General features: G+C 76.0%; 7 protein-coding genes. 6 read left to right on the top strand and 1 reads right to left on the bottom strand.

The genetic code is table 11. The features are described from left to right. Positions 1 to 113: 113 nt before the first annotated feature. Both ACH4VX_RS06415 and ACH4VX_RS06410 read left to right on the top strand, forming a co-directional pair. Positions 114 to 1,898 (top strand): ABC transporter ATP-binding protein, encoded by a 1,785-nt coding sequence (locus ACH4VX_RS06415; protein WP_398366186.1) that lies wholly within the window; start codon positions 114 to 116, stop codon positions 1,896 to 1,898. Then, the gene (locus ACH4VX_RS06410; protein WP_398366185.1) at positions 1,895 to 3,817 is read left to right on the top strand and encodes an ATP-binding cassette domain-containing protein; all 1,923 of its coding nucleotides are present in this window, start codon (positions 1,895 to 1,897) and stop codon (positions 3,815 to 3,817) included. The genes ACH4VX_RS06415 and ACH4VX_RS06410 overlap by 4 nt, the downstream gene beginning before the upstream one ends. Positions 3,818 to 3,857: 40 nt before the next feature. Here ACH4VX_RS06410 and ACH4VX_RS06405 read toward each other — a convergent pair whose 3' ends face one another. Next, positions 3,858 to 4,454 carry a LuxR C-terminal-related transcriptional regulator gene (locus ACH4VX_RS06405; RefSeq protein ID WP_398366184.1) on the bottom strand — a complete coding sequence of 199 codons (597 nt, stop codon included), beginning with the start codon at positions 4,452 to 4,454 and terminating at the stop codon, positions 3,858 to 3,860. Positions 4,455 to 5,044: 590 nt separating this feature from the next. Here ACH4VX_RS06405 and ACH4VX_RS06400 point away from each other — a divergent pair. The 4 genes from ACH4VX_RS06400 (at position 5,045) to ACH4VX_RS06385 (ending at position 16,665) form a co-directional block, all read left to right on the top strand. Then, the gene (locus ACH4VX_RS06400; RefSeq protein WP_398366183.1) at positions 5,045 to 5,935 is read left to right on the top strand and encodes a DUF4132 domain-containing protein; all 891 of its coding nucleotides are present in this window, start codon (positions 5,045 to 5,047) and stop codon (positions 5,933 to 5,935) included. 40 nt (positions 5,936 to 5,975) lie between these two features. Then, positions 5,976 to 10,985, top strand: coding sequence for a DNA-binding protein (locus tag ACH4VX_RS06395; protein WP_398366182.1), 5,010 nt, complete (start codon positions 5,976 to 5,978; stop codon positions 10,983 to 10,985). 65 nt (positions 10,986 to 11,050) lie between these two features. Further along, positions 11,051 to 14,689 (top strand): DUF5682 family protein, encoded by a 3,639-nt coding sequence (locus ACH4VX_RS06390; protein WP_398366181.1) that lies wholly within the window; start codon positions 11,051 to 11,053, stop codon positions 14,687 to 14,689. Beyond that, positions 14,686 to 16,665, top strand: coding sequence for a hypothetical protein (locus ACH4VX_RS06385; protein WP_398366180.1), 1,980 nt, complete (start codon positions 14,686 to 14,688; stop codon positions 16,663 to 16,665). Before ACH4VX_RS06390 ends, ACH4VX_RS06385 begins: the two co-directional genes overlap by 4 nt. Positions 16,666 to 16,788: the final 123 nt, after the last annotated feature.

Here is a 16,788-nt window from a genome sequence, read left to right as displayed (position 1 = left end):
ACCGGTGTTGACCGCCGCGACGTGGTGAGTCACGTCGCTCGGCTCCGGCGCCCCGGGTTCCGGCCCGGGGCGCCGCAGCACGTTCCGGTGGACGGACGGAAGGAGGCCGGCTGGTGCCGACGACCGGGTTCCGGACGCGGCGGACGGGCGGGGCGCGGGACGGCGCGGCGCCGGGGCGCGCGCCCGAAGCGCTGGTGCTGCTGTGCTCGGTCGGAGCGGCCGCGGCGACGGTGGCCCAGCCCTTCGCCCTCGGCCGCACACTCGATCTGCTCCTGCGCGACGGCGCCGACGGAGCCGCCGGTGCCGCGGGACGCTGGCTGGCGCTGAGCGCCGCGCTGCTCGTCGGAGAACTGCTGCTCGACAGCCTCACCTCCCTGTTCACCGGCCGCTGCAACGCGGTTTGGACGGCGTCCCTCCGCTCCCGCGCCTTCGACGGTCTGCTGCGCGCCGTACCGGAGCGCGCGCGGCCCTTCACACCGGGGGACGTCGGGACCCGCCTGACCCTCAACGCCGCCGACGCGGGAGGCGCCCCGGCGGCCCGGGCGGCGCTGGCGGCCTCGATGGTCACGCCGGTGGGCGCGCTCGCGGCGCTGGCCGTCGTCGACGTGTGGGTGGCGGCCTGCGTACTGGCCGGGCTGCCCGCCCTGGCGCTGGTACTGCGCACCTTCGCCCGCGACACCGGTGCCTCGGTGGCCGCCTACCAGAACACGCAGTCACAGATCGCGTCCCGACTGCTGGAGGCCCTGGAAGGCGCGGCGACGATCGCCGCCGCGGGGACCGGCGCCCGCGAACGGGCGCGCGTGCTCGAGCCGTTGACGCAACTCGCCACCCTGGGCCGGCGCATGTGGGCGCTGCACGGACGGGCCCTGGGCCGGAGCGGTGTCCTGGTCCCCCTGCTCACCCTGGCCGCCACGGCCGTCGGCGGCCTGCGTCTCGCGTCGGGCGCGCTGAGCGTGGGCGAGCTGCTCGCCGTGTTCCGGTACGCGCAGCTGACGGCCGGCGTCGGCGGCGCCGCGTCCCTGCTGGGCGCGGTGGTACGGGGCCGAGAGGCACGGAACCGGATCCTGGCACTGGCACACATGCCCGCGCTGGTCCACGGGACGCGGCGTCTTCCCCCGGCCGGGCCGGGCGATCTCGAACTGTGCGGGGTGCGGGTGGTGCGCGACGGCAGGCAGGTCCTGCGCGCCGACGCTGTGCGGGTGCCGGGCGGCACCACCGTCGCGGTGGTCGGCCGCAGCGGAGCGGGGAAGTCCGTCCTGGCCGCCGTGGCGGGACGGCTGATCGACCCCGACGAGGGACATGTGCTGCTGGACGGTGTCCGCCTCGACCGGTTGACCCGGGAGGCGTTGCGCACCGAGGTCGCCTACGCCTTCGAGCGCCCGGCGCCGGCCGAGGGCACGGTCGCCGAAGCGGTCGCCACCGGCCCCCGGCGGGTGTCGCCCGAGGAGATCCGGGAGGCCTGCCGCGCCGCGGGCGCCGACGGCTTCGTCCGCCGGCTGCCGAGCGGTTACGACACCCCGCTGTCCGCGGCGCCGCTCTCGGGCGGCGAGTACCAGCGCCTCGGACTCGCCCGGGCGTTCGCGCACGCCGGACGGCTGCTGATCATGGACGACGCGACGTCCAGCCTGGACACCGCCACGGAGCACGAGGTGGACCGGGCGCTGCGCCACTCGGTGCGGCCCGGAACCAGGCTGGTCGTCGCGCACCGCCCGTCGGTGGCGGCCCGGGCGGATCTGGTGATCTGGCTGGAGGACGGGGGAGTGCGGGCCGTCGCGCCCCATCGCGAACTGTGGAACGTGGCCGGCTACCGGGCGGTCTTCGGCGCCGGGGACACCGGGGCCGCGGCACCGCGTACGAGCGCCGCGCGCCGGCCCCGGCCCGAGAGGGCGCGGCCGTGACGCGCGTCGCGGACACGGGCGCGCGGGGTACGGGCGACGGGTCCGGGGCGCTGCGCCGCATCGCGCCGCCCGCCCGCCGTTTCCTCGCCCGCCGCACAGGGGTGCTGGCGCGGCTCGCGTTCTGGTCGCTGGCCGAGACCGGGCAGGCGTTCCTCGTGGGCTACGGAGTCGCCCGGGCCGTCGACCGGGGGTTCCTCGCCGGTGACGTGCGTCGGGGGCTGCTGTGGCTCGCGATCGCGCTGGTCGCCGTACTGTTCGGTGCCCCGGTGATCCGGGGTGTCTTCACCCAGCTGGCCGGGCTGACGGAGCCGCTGCGCGACGGCCTGGTGCGGCGTGCGGTCGACCGGTCCCTGGCCCGGGCCGCCCCGGGCGGGGCCGGCGGGACGGACCGGGCGGCCGTCTCCCGGCTGACGAATCAGGTCGAGATCGCCCGGGACAGCTTCGCCGGTCTCGTCCTGACCCTGCGGTCCTTCGTCTTCACCGCCGCCGGAGCGCTGCTGGGGCTGCTGTCGCTGCACCCCGCCCTCCTCGTGGTGGTGCTGCCACCGCTGTCGGGCGGCCTGGCGCTGTTCCTGGTGACGCTGCGGCCCATGGCCGCGGCCCAGCGACGCGCTCTGGCGGCCGACGAGGCGCTGGGCGACCACGCGGCCCGGTCACGGGCGGCGCTGCGGGACCTGACGGCCTGCGGAACCGGGCCCGAGGCGGCGCGACGCGGCGCGGAACTGGTCGACGGGGCCGCCGCGGCGGCCCGTGCCCTGGCCGGCTGGGCGGCGGTGCGCACGGCGGCGCTCGGTGTCGCGGGTCATCTGCCCGTCCTCGCACTGCTGCTGGCGGTGCCGTGGCTGCGCGGGCGGGGAGTGACGGCGGGCGCGCTGCTGGGTGCTTTCACCTACCTCGTCCAGTCGCTGCTGCCCGCCCTGCACACGCTGATGACCGCGCTCGGTGCGGCGGGGGCCCGGCTGCTGGTCGTCCTCGACCGGATCATCGGCCCGGAGCCGGAGCCGGAGCCGGAGCCGGAGCCGGCGAGGGCGTCGGTCAGGCATCACGCGCGGTCGAAGACCGCGTACCCGGCCGCACGCTTCCCGGCCCCCGGCACGGCCGTCACCGCCCGCACCGGGACGACCGCAGACATCGCCGACGCCGGCGCCCGGTCACCGGTTCACGGGAGACGTCCGGCGCGCGGCGGACCGACCGCGGCGGTGGAGCTGCGCTCCGTGACCCTGTCCTACGGCGCCCGCGCGCAGCCGGTCCTCGACTCGCTCGACCTGTGCGTCGTCCCGGGCGAGCGCCTCGCGGTCGTCGGCCCGAGCGGCATCGGCAAGTCGACGCTCACCCGCCTGGTCGCGGGGACGCTCGCGCCGAGCGGCGGCGAGGTACGGGTGGCCGGCCGGGAGGTGACCGGGCGCGCACCCGCCGAACTCGCCGCGCTGCGCGTGCTGGTGCCCCAGGAGGCGTACGTCTTCTCCGGGACCGTGGGGGACAACCTCGCCTATCTGCGTCCGGACGCGGACCGCGCGGACCTCGACGCCGCCGTCGGGGCCCTCGGTCTGCGGCCGCTGGTCGAGCGCCTGGGCGGGCTCGACGCACCGGTGCGGCCCGCCGAACTGTCCCCGGGCGAACGGCAGCTCGTCGCGCTCGCCCGCGCCTACCTGTCCCCCGCGCCGCTGCTGCTGCTCGACGAGGCCACCTGCCATCTCGACCCGGCGTCCGAGGCACGTGCGGAGGAGGCCCTCGCGCGGCGCCGGGGAACGCTGCTGGTGGTGGCGCACCGCCTGTCGTCGGCCGTCCGCGCCGACCGGGTACTGGTGCTGGACGGGACGGAGGCGGTGTGCGGCACGCACGAGCAGGTGCTGGAGCGCTCGCCGCTCTACCGTGACCTGACGGGCCACTGGAACGGCGGCCCGGCCCGGGAGCCCTGACCGGGGCCGGCCGTCCCGGGCGGGGTCACCGCACGTCCCGTCACGTCCATCCGGCGCTCTGGACGATGCGTATCGCGTCGACCCGGTTGCGGGCACCCACCTTCCGGATCGCCGTGGCCATGTAGTTGCGGACGGTCCCCCGGGACAGGTGCAGACGGGCCGCGATCTCGGCCATCGGCGCACCCTGGGAGGCGAGGGACAGCACGCTCAGCTCGCGGGTGGTCAGCGGCATCTCCGCGCCCTCCAGCAGGGCGACCGTGAGCGTCTCGTCGAGGAAACGTTCCCCCTTGGCGACCGTGTGCACCGCCGTGATCAGCCGGCGCGCCGGAGCGTTCTTGTCGACCAGCCCGAGAGCACCGCTGTCGAACGCCCGGCGGAGGATCCCCGGCCGCTTGGCGGTCGTCAGGACGACGAGCCGGTCCCCGCGCCGCGCCCGGAAGGGCGCGCCGTCCGTCTGCCCCGGCCCCCACAGGCAGTCACCGTCCACGACCCACACGTCCGTCGGCAACACCTCGTGATCCGGCAGGCCGGCGCCGGGTGACATGGACGAGACCTCCAGCGCGACATCGGATCTGAGCAGTTGCACCAATGCCGATCTCAGCAGTTCCTCGTCGTGCACCACGACAGTACGAACCATCTCCCCCACCCTCTGTCAGCGGCTGCTCCCTGGGCAGCCGACAGCGCACTCCCTCCGCGCCAGGGGCCGTGTGCCCTGATCCGCCCAGGAACAACACGACGCGTACGCACGTGCGAACCTCACCGGACGCAATCCGCCGTCCCCGGTGCCCCTCGGGGAGGGGGGACGCCTGTGCCCGCCCGGCCGAAAACGACGGGGCCGCACACCCTCCGCACGAGCGGCGCCCGCCCGTGCGGAATGCGCCGATCGGCCGTCACGCCCACGCCGGCGGCCCCGTCGCCCTGGTTGCGGCGGCACATCGCCGGCCGGAGCGGCCGTACCGCGCCGGACAGGAGGCACCGGGGCAGCGGGTCCGCCCGTCCGGAGCGCGGCCGGAAACAGTCGTCGTCCAATCTGGCGCGAATCCCACCGTCCGTCCGGGCGGACCGCGTTGCCCACCGCCTCCCCGCCAACTCGGCCCGGAGCGGGCGCCGGTGGACTGTCGGCGGGTGCCTCTAGTCTTTCGCCCATCGTCACAGCGAGGCACGCCGATCGGACCGTTGCCGGACGAGCTGTGCCGGATTCCGAGTGGTGGGAGAGGCGAGTAACCCATGGGTTGGCTGGCAGCGGGCGACGCGTACGAAGTCGCTCTGGTGGAGGGCAGGGTGGTGGCCCGGTCCCGGTCCGCCGTGGCGGAGTCCCCGGCCGGGGTGTCACCGGCAGGGCGGGCGAGGACCCTGCCGGAGGAGATACGGGACCGTCCCGAAGTACAGGAACTGCAGCGGTTCGCCGAGTGGCTGGAGCGGCACGCGGCCGAGTGCGCGGCACAGGTCGACACCTGGATGGTGTCCTCGCTGCCGGTGCCGACCGGTCTGCTGGCCCGGCTCTGGCCCGACGAGGCATGGCAGTCCGCGCTGCGCGACATCGTCGTCGTCGGCGACGGCCCCGACGAGACCGGCTTCCTGCGCGACGCGGACGGCTCGGGTGAGCTGCGGGTGGTCACCCTGGACGGCGAGACCGTCCGCCTGGCCCCCCGCACGGTGACCATGCCCCATCCCGTCCTCCTCCCGGACCTGGAGGAACTCAGGGCGTTCGCAGCAGAGTTGGGCGTGACGCAGGGCGTCGAGCAGATCCACCGCGCCACCTGGCACAAGCCCGCCGACATCGACGGGGCCGCCGAATCGGTCCACGAGTTCGCCGGCGCCGAGTACCGCTCGTGGTTCCACCTCTCCTCCCGTATCACGTCCCTCGGCTACAAGGTCTCCGGCAGCAGCGCCGTCGACCGGATCCTGGACGGCGGGCGCGTCGTCACCGCCTCGGTCGGCATGAGCGATCCCTACGCCGAGGAGAAGGCCTGGACCGGCAGCCTCAGCTGGAGCGACGAGGACGGCTACCGCAGCCTGCCCCTGACCGAAGTCGGCCCCGTGGCCTGGTCCGAGGGCATGCGCATGGCCGCGGCCCTGCACGCCGGCCGCACCGTGACCGAGGACGGCGTCGCGTGAACGGCACGACGGAACGCACACCCAGGAAAGGCACGCACGCATGAACGACCCGACGACACGGAACGGCACGCAGGCGGACCCGGAGGAGCTGCTGCGCGCCGGTGCGGTACTGCCGCCGGGCACCGGCGGTGCGGGCGACCGGGCCGTGCCCGTGTACACCCAGGCCTACCGTCATCCGGGCCTGGACGGCCGGATCGTCGTACGCCTCACCACCGAGGAGCAGACCGAGGGCCCGCGCACCGGTTTCCTCGGCCTGGTACCCGAGGGCGAGCCGGTGGAGGTCGGTCTCGGCCGGCCCCGGGCCCTGGGCTTCCCCGACTGGGTGCTGGTCCATCACCCCTCGGACGGTCACCTCGCCATGTCCCTGGTCGAGGAGATGAACAAGGTGGCGCGGAGGGCGAGATCGAGCCCGAAGCGGGCCCGTGCCGCCTACGAGTCGATCGGCGAACGGCTCGCGGGGTCCGTACCGCACTTCCTGCCGACCTTCTACGAGCAGGCCGGCCGGGTGTTCCTGGCCGCCGACGAGACGGCGTACGCGTCCCAGATGTTCGTCAACGCGCGCAAGGCCGAGACGGCCCACGCGCTGCCGTTCGACGAGGCGCGCATGGACGCCGTGTTCCTGGAGTTCGCCCTCGCCGACGCCATGCCGACGAAGGTCCTCTCCAGCTACGCCAAGGGGCTGTCGTCCCGGGTCCCGGCCGCGACGGCGTTCCGGCACCTGCGCGGACTGTTCGTCCGGCTCGCGGCGCACGGACTGGCTCCGTCGAGCCCGGGCGCGGCCGAACTGCGCAAACTGGCGAAGGCGGTCGCGGGCAAGGACGCGCAGGCGGAGGAGATCGCCCATCTGCGCGAGATGCTGACGCTGCCCGGCACCCTCAAGGCGCCGCCCGGCTGGTGGAAGGCGCACCGCCAGGCCCTGCTGGAACTGACCCGGCGGGAGCCCGCCGTCCGCGGCACCCTGCTGGGCCTCATGCCCGAGGAGTGGGAGGGCGAGGACCTGTCCCAGTGGCTGGACCTGCTGGAGAAGTCCGGCGCCACCGCCGGGCTGTGCGATCCCACGCTGCCCGCCGACGTACGGCCCTCCGACGGTACGGCCGGGTGGACACGCAGGTTCCTCGACCTGTGCCGGGCCGAGGACCACAGTCTCGCCCCGCCGGAGCTTGCTCCGCTCGTCGACCGCATGGCCGACGTGCTGCGTGCCGAACTGCACGCCTCCGGCGGCACGTTGCCGCCCCCGCTCAGCGATGTGAACCTCCTCGACCAACTGCTGGCGCTGCGCATACCGGTGGCGGAGCCAGGGGACGGAGGCTGGCTGCGCCTGAGCGCGTGGGCCGCCTGCGACACCCGGCGCGATCTCGTCGCGCTGGAGGCCGACCACCGCTTCCGCCCGGCGTTCCGGCGCGGCTGTCCCGAGGACGACAGGGGGAACCACAAGGAGACCGTCCTCATCCTGGCCGAGTCCCCCGGCGGGCGGCCCATGCTCACCGAATGGGTGGGCGAGGTCAGCCGGATGTACATCACCGCGGAACTGCCCGCGTTCTCCCGCTACTCCGGCCCTCTGCGCACCCTGGGCTGGCTGCCGGGAGAGGTGCTGGCGGTCGCCGAGGAGGCGGTACGGGACGCGCTGGGCACCGGGATCGCCCCCGCACTCGCCCGGGCGCTGCGCACCGGCGTGCTCGACGAACTGGGCTGGCCCGCCTGGGAGGAGGCGCTCCCGCCCTGTGAACCGGAGCAGCGCGCCCCGAAGGTTTGGGTCGTCGACGCCTGGCCGTATCTCGTCGTCCTGACCGGTACACAGGCCCGGGTGATCGGTGCGGAGGGCACCGTGCTCACCCACGAGCTGCGGCTCCCGCCGGACATGACGGACCGGCTGTGGCGCGTCAGCTGTCAGTACGTGGACGGCGAACTGCTCGTCTGGTGGGACTCGTACTCCACCGGCACCGAGGGCTACTGGAGCCACACCCCGGACCCGTCACCGATGCCCGTCGCAGGCTACTTCCAAAGCGCCAATGAGGCGGGCGGACGTGACGCGGACCGGCTCCTCGTCTCCCTCCCGCTGCCCGGGGGCGGACGGACCTCCGGTCACGGCGTGCTGCGCCGAGGGGACACGGTGGTCCGGACGAGGCGGCGGGTGATCGGCGACGGGACGTCGTACTGGGTGTGGGCCGCCCATGGAGCCGAGGACGGACAGCACACCTGGTGCGCGTACGACCCGGCCGGCGACACCGTGGGCGAGCCCGGGACGCCGGAGTGGTTCGGCGGGGGACCGGCCACCGGCTCCGAGGACCACGTTCTGCAGAACTCCTGGCTGCGGCCGGCCCCCACCGCCGTACCGGGTCCGGTGTGCGCCCCCGTGGACGGGCTCCTCGGCTGGCGCCTGACGAAGCTGGCGGACGGCCGGCTGCGGGGCGAGGACCTCGCCGGACGCTCGGTCGTCGTACCGGACGACAAGGACGCGTTCCCCCGGCACGCGCTGCAACTCCCTGGCGCCGACCGGCCGTTGGCCGTCATCCGGTACTGGAACGCCGTCCGGCTGCTCGGCCCGGACGGCACGGTGCTCGCCGAGGTCCCGGAGGACCGGACGCACGGGCGCTTCAGCGCAGGCACCGCGCTGCTGCCGCCCCTGAGCCACTGGCACCTGCTCCGGCCCCGCGACCCGCAGGGCTCCGAGGCGCTCCGCCGGATCGACGAGGACACCGCGCAGGCACTGCTGACCGGGGCCGTGACGGAGCGGCCACGGAACGCCGAGAAGCCGGACGAGCCGATCGGGGACGACCAGGACCTGGTGCCCGGGCTGGTCCGGAAGTTGCTGCCGGAGGTCGGCCACGAGGCGCTGCGGGCGGGCATCACCGGCATCGTGCGGTACGCCGCCGAGCAGCAGCGCGTCCTGGACGCGGCGCTGGCCCGGCTCGACTCCGCGATCGCCGGAGAGGTGCCGCGGGAGCCGCGGCCCAAGGTGGGCGACCGCGTGCTCGGGGCGGCGCTGAACGGCGTCGGCCTGACCATCGGCCGGCGCCGCCGGTTCTACGACTTCTACCACCACCTCTACGACCTGCCGGACCTGCTGGGCCGCTCCGCGCGGGGCCTGGCCGAACCGGCTCCCACGGGCCGGACCCACCTCGACACGGCCAGGCAGGAGTCCCTGGAGTGTCTGCACGTCCCGGCGCTGCCCGTACTGCCCGCGATCCTCGCCCTGCGGGCCGGTTCGCAGGCCGTCGTGGAGGAGCACCGGCAGGCGCTGGACGCGTACCTCGAGGAGTTCGACGCGCAGGGGCTCACGGACCTGGACCCCGGGCACTGGCGGCGGGTCCGGCTGCGGCTGGACCAGAGCCTGTTCGAAGGGCCCGACGCCATTCAGGGGTACAGGGACGCGACCGTGCTCGACTTCGGCGGCGGCGCGTTCCTGGTCTTCCCCGAACACGCGTTCCGCTTCCTCCAGGGGTGGGACCCCGACGGCGAGTCCACCGGCCGGCCCTACGGAGCGCTCTTCCACGACCCGTCCGGCCGGTTCGAGACACCCGCGCCGTACACCCTGGTCGCCGCCGGGCCGCTGGTGCCGGAGCCGGCACGGGCGCCCGGCTGGGCCGCGGCGTTCCGCGCCGAGCTCGCCGAGCACGGACCGGCGCCCTGGTTCCCGGCGGCCGCCGAGGAGTTCGCGCGGCTCACCGGCGTCACCCCGACCATGGCCCGGCTGGTGGTCGCCGGCCTCCCCATGATCGACGACGAGCGGGAGGCGGTGCCCTCGGCGACGCTGAAGACGATCGGGGTGAAGTCGGCCGACGCGCGCGTGGCCAAGGACGAGCTGAGGTCCCTCGACGCGGACGCCCGGCAGGCCGTCGTCGCGGCGCTGCTGCCAGCCGACCCGTCCCGGCTGTGGACGGACGGCCCCGACGCCGCCCGCGCGGCAGAGGTGTGGAACGAGCGGCTCGGCCGGCGCACGCCCCTCCCCGAGGAACTGCTCCACGACGCGGTCCGTAGCGTGGTCTCCCCGGGCTGGGCACCGGCCGCGGCACTGCGCGGCTTCCTCGACGTGACCGCCGAGCCCCGGCTGTCCCGGGACCTCACCTGGAGGATCGGCTCCTACCGCCCGGAGAGCACCGAGCAGACGCCCGGCTTCGACGGCGCCGTCCTGAAGGGCTCGGTGGCCCTGGCGGCGTGGCTCGCCCACCGTCTCCCGGCCGGCGACCCGATCCGCGCCACCCTGCCCGGCGTACTCACTGCGCTGCGCGAACGGCTGGCCCATCCGGGCCTGCTGATCGAGGTCGACCGGCGGGTCGACCGGGAGGCGTTCCGGCGGGCCGCCGGAGACCCCACGGAGACCGGCGACGACTTCGTGCGCCAGGGCGCGGTCGTGCTGGGCAACGGGAGGTCCGAAACCGTCTTTGCCATCCGTCCCGCGCTGCTGGACGCGGCCGGCAACGACCCGCATCTGACGGCACTGTTCACCGGTGAACGGCCCAACGCCCAGGAGACCGCGCTGCGCCTGGTCCACGACCGGCTCTTCGCCGAGCTGCTCGCCGACCCCGGGAACCCGGTGGGCGGCGAGCGCGACGCGGACGGCCGGTGGTGGCCGCAGGACCCCGCCCGGTCCGTACCCGACCTCGTCACGGAGGCCGCCAAGCGGTACGGCATCGGCGAGGACGCCGCCGTCCTCTACCTGATGCTGCTCGCCCTGCCGGACCCCACCGACCGCAACACCGCCCGCTGGACCGGCTGGGCCGGGCAGCGCGGCGGAACGGCCAGGCTGCGTGCCGCCCGCGCCGAGCTCGCCGCCACCGACCTCGTGGTCGAGGGCAGCCGGTCCAAGGCCGGACGCTCGCTGTTCCTGCCCGGCGGCTGGACCCGGCTGGACCTCCCGCACCTGCCGCTGGAGCGGTGGAAGCTGCCGATGTACGGCCTGACCGACGCTGAGAGGCCCGTCCTGGGCGTCGTCGTGCCCACCCTGCCGGTCGCCGCGCTCTACCGCGAGGCCTGGCGGCGGGTCCAGGACGGGGACGCGCCCCAGCTGGAGGAACTGGAGGTGCCGCGGCCACCGAAGCGCCGTCGCTGAGTTCCGTCACGAAGGGGGGCGGCCGTCCCGTACGGCCGTCCCCGCCGAACCGCTCCCCTGGACCCATGACCGTAAGAGCAGAGGTGGCCGCCCTGGCGGCCCGCACGCGGCCGTACCTGATCGGCGTACGGCACCACAGCCCCGCGCTGGCCGTCGCCGTGCCCCGGCTGCTGGACGCCGCGGACGCCGAGGCCGTCTGCGTCGAACTGCCGGCCGACTTCCAGCCCTGGCTGCCGTATCTCTCCGATCCGCGCACCGCGGCGCCGGTGGCCCTGGCCGGCGCGTACGAGGACGGACGGCTGCGCCTGTACCCCCTCGCCGACTTCTCCCCGGAACTGGCGGCGATCCGCTGGGCGCGGGACCGGGGCGCGGAGGTGATCTGCTGCGACCTGCCCCTCGCGGCCCCGGAGTGGACGGCCGCCCCGGCGGCCGGCGCGGAGGCGACCGGGCCGGACGCGGACGACCTGTGGGACCGCACCGTGGAGGTGCTGGCGCCCGGCAGCACTCCCGACGCCGTGCGCCGCGCCGCCCTCGGCTTCGGCTGGGCCGTGCGCCGGGACCGGGCGGCCCGCGGCGGCATCGCGGCCGTCGACCTCGCCCGGGAGGCACACATGCGCCGGGCCGTCGCCGCGGCCGGGGCCGGCGAACGCCGGGTCGCGGCGGTGACCGGCGCCTTCCACGCGCCCGGACTGATCGACGAGGACGACTCCACGGCCACGGGGGAGGCGGCCGACGAAGGAGCGGGCGACCCGGGCCCTCCGGTCGTCACCTCCCTCGTGCCGTACGCCTTCGCCCTGCTGGACTCCCGCTCCGGATACCCGGCCGGCATCCGCGACCCGCGCTGGCAGCAGGCGGTGCTCGACGCCGGCAGCGACCCCGGCCGGATACGCGACGCCGCCGCCCGCGTCGTCACCGAGCTGTGCCGGGAGATCCGCGCGGCCGGCCACACCGCGGGCACCGGCGAGGCGATCGAGACCCTGCGACTGGCCTGCGACCTCGCCACCCTGCGCGGCCTGGCGGCACCCGGCCGGAGCGAGCTGCTGGAGGCGGTGACGTCCGTACTGGGACAGGGGGGACCGCCACCCGGCCGGGTCCTGGAGACGGTGCTGGTCGGCACGGGCCGCGGCCATCTCGCCCCCGGCACACCCCGGTCCGGTCTCGGCCCCTGGGTGGAGGCGGAACTCGCCTCGCTCCGGCTGCCGGGGCCGGGCAGTACCGGCCGCCGGGAGATCCGGCTCTCGCCGCTGCGTTCCGCCCTCGACGCCCGGCGCGAGATCCTGCTCCAGCGGCTCGAGGAGTGCGGGGTGGGCTACGCGGAACCGGTCGAGGTGTCCGCCGTGGGGGAGGGGAGCGCCCTCACCACACGCTGGCGGGCGGCCTGGACCCCGTCGGTCGCGGCCCGGCTCGACCTGGTGGGCGTCAGAGGCGTCACCGCCGCCCAGGCGGCCGAGGGCACCCTGCGCGAGAACCACCGCCGGGCGACGGAATCCGGCGGAGTCACCCCGGCCCGGGTCATCGGCCTGCTGGGGGCAGCGGCCCGGTGCGCCCTGCCGGACCTGGTCGGTGACTGTCTCACGCAGGCCGCGCGGGTCCTGCCCGCGGCGGCCACCCTTCGCGAACTGCTGCGGTGCGTCGACCTGCTGGAGTCGATACGCAGGGAGCACCTGCCCGGTACGACCGAGCGGACACGCCTCCGGGCGGCGGCGCTCCGCGACATCCTGCTGGAAGCCGCCGTCCGCATCCTGCCCGGGCTGGCCGGCAGCGACGAGACGGAGGACGCCGTCGCCCTCGTGACCCTGGCCGTCCGCAGCGGTGGGGAACGGCTCGGCCTGCGCCTGGACGGCGAGCTGTCCGCGCTCGCGCGCACCGCTTCCCCGCTCGTCCAGGGAGCGGCCCTGGCCGCCCGGGTACTGCTCGACCTCGACAGTTCGCGGTCGCTGGGCGGGAGACTCGCCGGCTGGATCGACTCGGCGACGGCACCGGACACCCGGCACCGGCTGGAGCGCCGGCTCACCGGTGTGCTCGTCGCCGCCGGACCGCTGATCGCGTCCCTGCCCACCTCCCTCGACCCGCTACTGGAGCGTGTCGAGACCCTGGACGACCGGAGCTTCCTCGACCGGCTTCCCGCACTGCGCGGGGGTTTCCAGGCACTCACCCCGGAGGGACGCGGGCGACTGCTGGCGGCCGTGACCGGCCGGCTCGGCGACCGGCCCGACCTCCGGCTCACCGCGCCCGCCGAGTCGGCCGGCCGGTGGGCCGAGGCCGACCACGAAGGGCTGGCCCTGCTGAAGGCCCTGGGCCTGGCGAACCTGGTGGACCCTTCACCCACGGACGGTCCGGTCCTGGACGGACCTGTGCTGGACGGTTCCGCCCCGGGCGGGCCTGTTCCGGGCGGGCCTGTTCCGGGCGGGCCTGTGCTGGACGGGCCTGTTGCGGGCGGGCCTGTGCTGGACGGTCCGGCCCTGGACGTTCCCGCCCCGAACGGGCGGGCGTCCGGGGCGAGCGGCCCGTGGCCCGCCCGTGGCACGGATCCCGGCACCTCGCGTCTCGGTCCCGCCGACCGCTGGCGGCTGCTGCTCGGCCGCGACACGGCGAAACTCCCCCCGGAGCTGCTGCCCTACGCCCGCGCCCTCGACGAGCTGTTCGGACGGGACGGACCGGCGGGGGACGAGGGCTCGGACGGTGACACGGACCAGGCGGAGGGCGCGGATCCGGCCGACGGCGGTCCGGACGGCCTCACCGCCGGCCGGGGTCCGAGTTACCCCAGTGCCCGGCACTGGGCCGAGGACCTCGAAGCGCTCTTCGGCGCGGACGTCCGGGAGGAAGTCCTCGGACGCGCCGCGGCCAAGGGCCGTACGGATGTGATCGACCACCTCGACCCGGCCTCGGCACGCCCTTCCGTGGAGCTGCTGTCCGCCGTACTGTCGCTCGCCAGGGGAATGCCCGAACAGCGGATCGCCCGCCTCCGGCCGCTGGTCAAACGGCTGGTCGAGGAACTCGCCCGGGAACTCGCCACCCGGCTGCGCCCCGCACTGACCGGCCTCACCACACCGCGCCCCTCCCGCCGGCCCGGCGGCCGGCTCGACCTGCCCCGTACCCTGCGGGCCAACCTCGTGCACAGCCGCCGCCTGGCGGACGGCACCGTCCAGATCGTCCCCGAACGGCCGGTCTTCAGGACCCGCGCCGCCAAGCAGAGCGACTGGCGGCTGATCCTCGTCGTCGACGTGTCCGCGTCCATGGAGTCCTCGGTCATCTGGTCGGCGCTGACCGCCGCCGTACTGGGCGGTGCGCCCATGCTCTCCGCCCACTTCCTCACCTTCAGCACGCGGGTCGTCGACCTCACCGACCGGATCGACGACCCGCTCTCCCTGCTGCTCGAGGTGAAGGTCGGCGGGGGCACCCACATCGCGGCCGGTCTCGCGCACGCCCGCACGCTGGTGACGGTGCCGAACCGCACCCTGATGGTGGTCGTCAGCGACTTCGAGGAGGGCGGCGCGGTCGACGGTCTGCTGACCGAGGTCAGGTCCCTGGTCTCCTCCGGTGTCCACCTGCTGGGCTGTGCCGCCCTGAACGGCGACGGAGCCCCCCGTTACTCGGTACCGGTCGCGCGGCAGCTCGTCGCGGCCGGCATGCCGGTGGCCGCCCTCAGCCCCCTCTCGCTCGCCCGCTGGGTGGGCGAGCGCCTCCGCGGAGCGACCCGATGAGCCTTGCCCTCCCACCCGTCGCACCGGAGGTGTTCGCCTCCGCGGTGGAGAGCCTCACCACACGGCTCCGCGGCAGACTGGACGCGGCCGTCGAGGCCCTGGCCGGCGCACCGGTCACCACCGAGGACGGCACCGTCCGCGTCCGCTGCGGTGAGGACGCCCGGGTGACCCTGACCCCCGGCCCGGCCGGCACCGTCACCGCGCCCGGCCAGGCCCACTGCACCTGCCTGCTGGCCCCGCGCTGCCTGCACCTGGCGGCGGTCCTGGGCGCCTGCCCGGTCGCCGACACGATCCCTGCGGCCGACGCGGCCGACGCGGCCGACGAGGACGGCCCGGCGGATGAGGACGGCCCGGCGGACCGGGCCCGGCCCGTGGGACGGGACCGTCCCACGGGACCGGGCCGGGCCCCCGACGGAGCACGCGGTCCGCACCGGACGCCGGGTCCGCACCGGACGCCGGGTCCGGACCCGGACGCCGACCGGCGCGCGGACCCGGACCGTCCCGCCGGCGACGGTCGCCGAGCCGCCCCCGGTCGTCCCGGCGCCGGGAAGGAGGCGCTCGCCGGTTCGGGGCGCCGGCCCGTCCTCGCCCCCTCCGCCGACCGGGCACGGGCGGCCTCCGGGCTCTGGAAGGCGGCGGCAGCCGTGCTGTCCGCCGGAACCGCCGGGGCCGGAGCGGTCCTTCAGGCGGAGGTGCTGCGCGCCGCCCACACCGCTCGCCTCACGGGTCTCCACCGCGCGGAGGCCGCCGCCCTGGACGTCGTGCGCCGCCTGCGCGACGAGCGCGACCCGCACAGCCCCCGCGCCCTCGCCGCACTGGCCGACGCCCTGCGCGAACTCCTCCTCGTCACCCACCGCCTGAGGTCCGCCGACCCCGACCCGGCGCTCATCGGTGCCGTCCGCCACCACCACCACCGCCCCGACGGACCGCTGCGGCTGTACGGCGTCTGCCGCGAACCGGTGATCGGGCCGGACGGCCTCGGCGGGGTGGTCACCCACCTCGTCGACGGCGACGGCCACGGGTACACGCTCCCCGACGTCAAGCCCGGCGGCCCCGCCCGCGCACGCCGGGCCGGTACCGCCCATGTCGCCCTCCGGGCCTTCCTGAGCGACCACTTCCGGGTGTCCCGCGGCGGCCTGATCGTCACCGGAGCGGTCGTCGCCCCGGACGGCCGCCTGCTGCCGGAACCGGGCGTCCGCGCCACCTTCGCCGCCGGCCGGCCCTGGACCCCGCCGGACCCCGGCGGAGCCGGACACACCGGGTCGCTGACCGTCCGCGACGTGGAGGTCGCCGCCACCGACGGCGAGGACCTGCTGGTCCACGTACTGCCGGGGCGGGGGGACGGGCCGGTCCGGCTGGCTCCCGCGCACCGCCATCCCGTCCTCGCCCACACCGCGAACCTGCGGCGTCTGGGCGAGCACCCCGGACTGCGGATCCGGGTCGTCGGACGCCCCGACCCCGACCGGGTCACCACCCTCCGCCCGCTCGCCGTCGCCCCGCTGCCCGGCACGGAGGCGACCCTGCGTCTGCCGGACGACTGGCAGGGCCGCGCCGATCTCGGCTACGACCACCTCCGGGACGACCACTTCCCCGCGGAGCCGGCCTCCGGGCCCGGGCCGCTCCCCACCGCCCCCGCGGACGACTCACCTCTCTGGCGGGTCCGCCGGCTGGTCGAACTGGCCGTCGCCGGGGGGCGCCGGGCCGCCGCCGAACCCGCGCGCGGCGACGACCTGCGCGGCCACGCCACCGCGCTGCGCCGCGCCGGGTTCGTCACCGGCGCTGCCCTGGTCGCCGCGCTCGGCGAGGTGGCCGCCGACCGCACCCGCGACGCGTTCGGCCGCCTCGACGAGGGCGATCCCGACCGGTACGCGGCCCAGTGGCTCGCCACGGCCGTGTACCTCGCCGGCACCGAAGCGGCGCTGCGCCGGGACCACTGGCACGGCCGGCCCCCGGGGCCGGCCGGGTCCGCACGGTGATCCGGGACGGTCCACGACGCGTCACCGCACCCCACGTACCGACGACCTTCACGCCCGCGCCACCGCGCCCTTCCCCGACGTTCGCTGCTCCTGGAACACTCCTTTCGCGCGCACCCCCTCAGC

The sequence above is a fragment of the Streptomyces sp. NPDC020731 genome (assembly GCF_044334705.1).
GTDB lineage: Bacteria > Actinomycetota > Actinomycetes > Streptomycetales > Streptomycetaceae > Streptomyces.
Note: the sequence above shows the minus strand (reverse complement) of the source record. Positions and strands in the feature narration are given on the sequence as shown.

Excerpts from the sequence above, each read along its gene's own strand:
- ACH4VX_RS06395 (WP_398366182.1), top strand. The coding sequence starts at position 5,976 with ATGAACGACCCGACGACACGGAACGGCACGCAGGCGGACCCGGAGGAG.
- ACH4VX_RS06405 (WP_398366184.1), bottom strand. The coding sequence starts at position 4,454 with ATGGTTCGTACTGTCGTGGTGCACGACGAGGAACTGCTGAGATCGGCA.
- ACH4VX_RS06400 (WP_398366183.1), top strand. The coding sequence starts at position 5,045 with ATGGGTTGGCTGGCAGCGGGCGACGCGTACGAAGTCGCTCTGGTGGAG.
- ACH4VX_RS06390 (WP_398366181.1), top strand. The coding sequence starts at position 11,051 with ATGACCGTAAGAGCAGAGGTGGCCGCCCTGGCGGCCCGCACGCGGCCG.
- ACH4VX_RS06385 (WP_398366180.1), top strand. The coding sequence starts at position 14,686 with ATGAGCCTTGCCCTCCCACCCGTCGCACCGGAGGTGTTCGCCTCCGCG.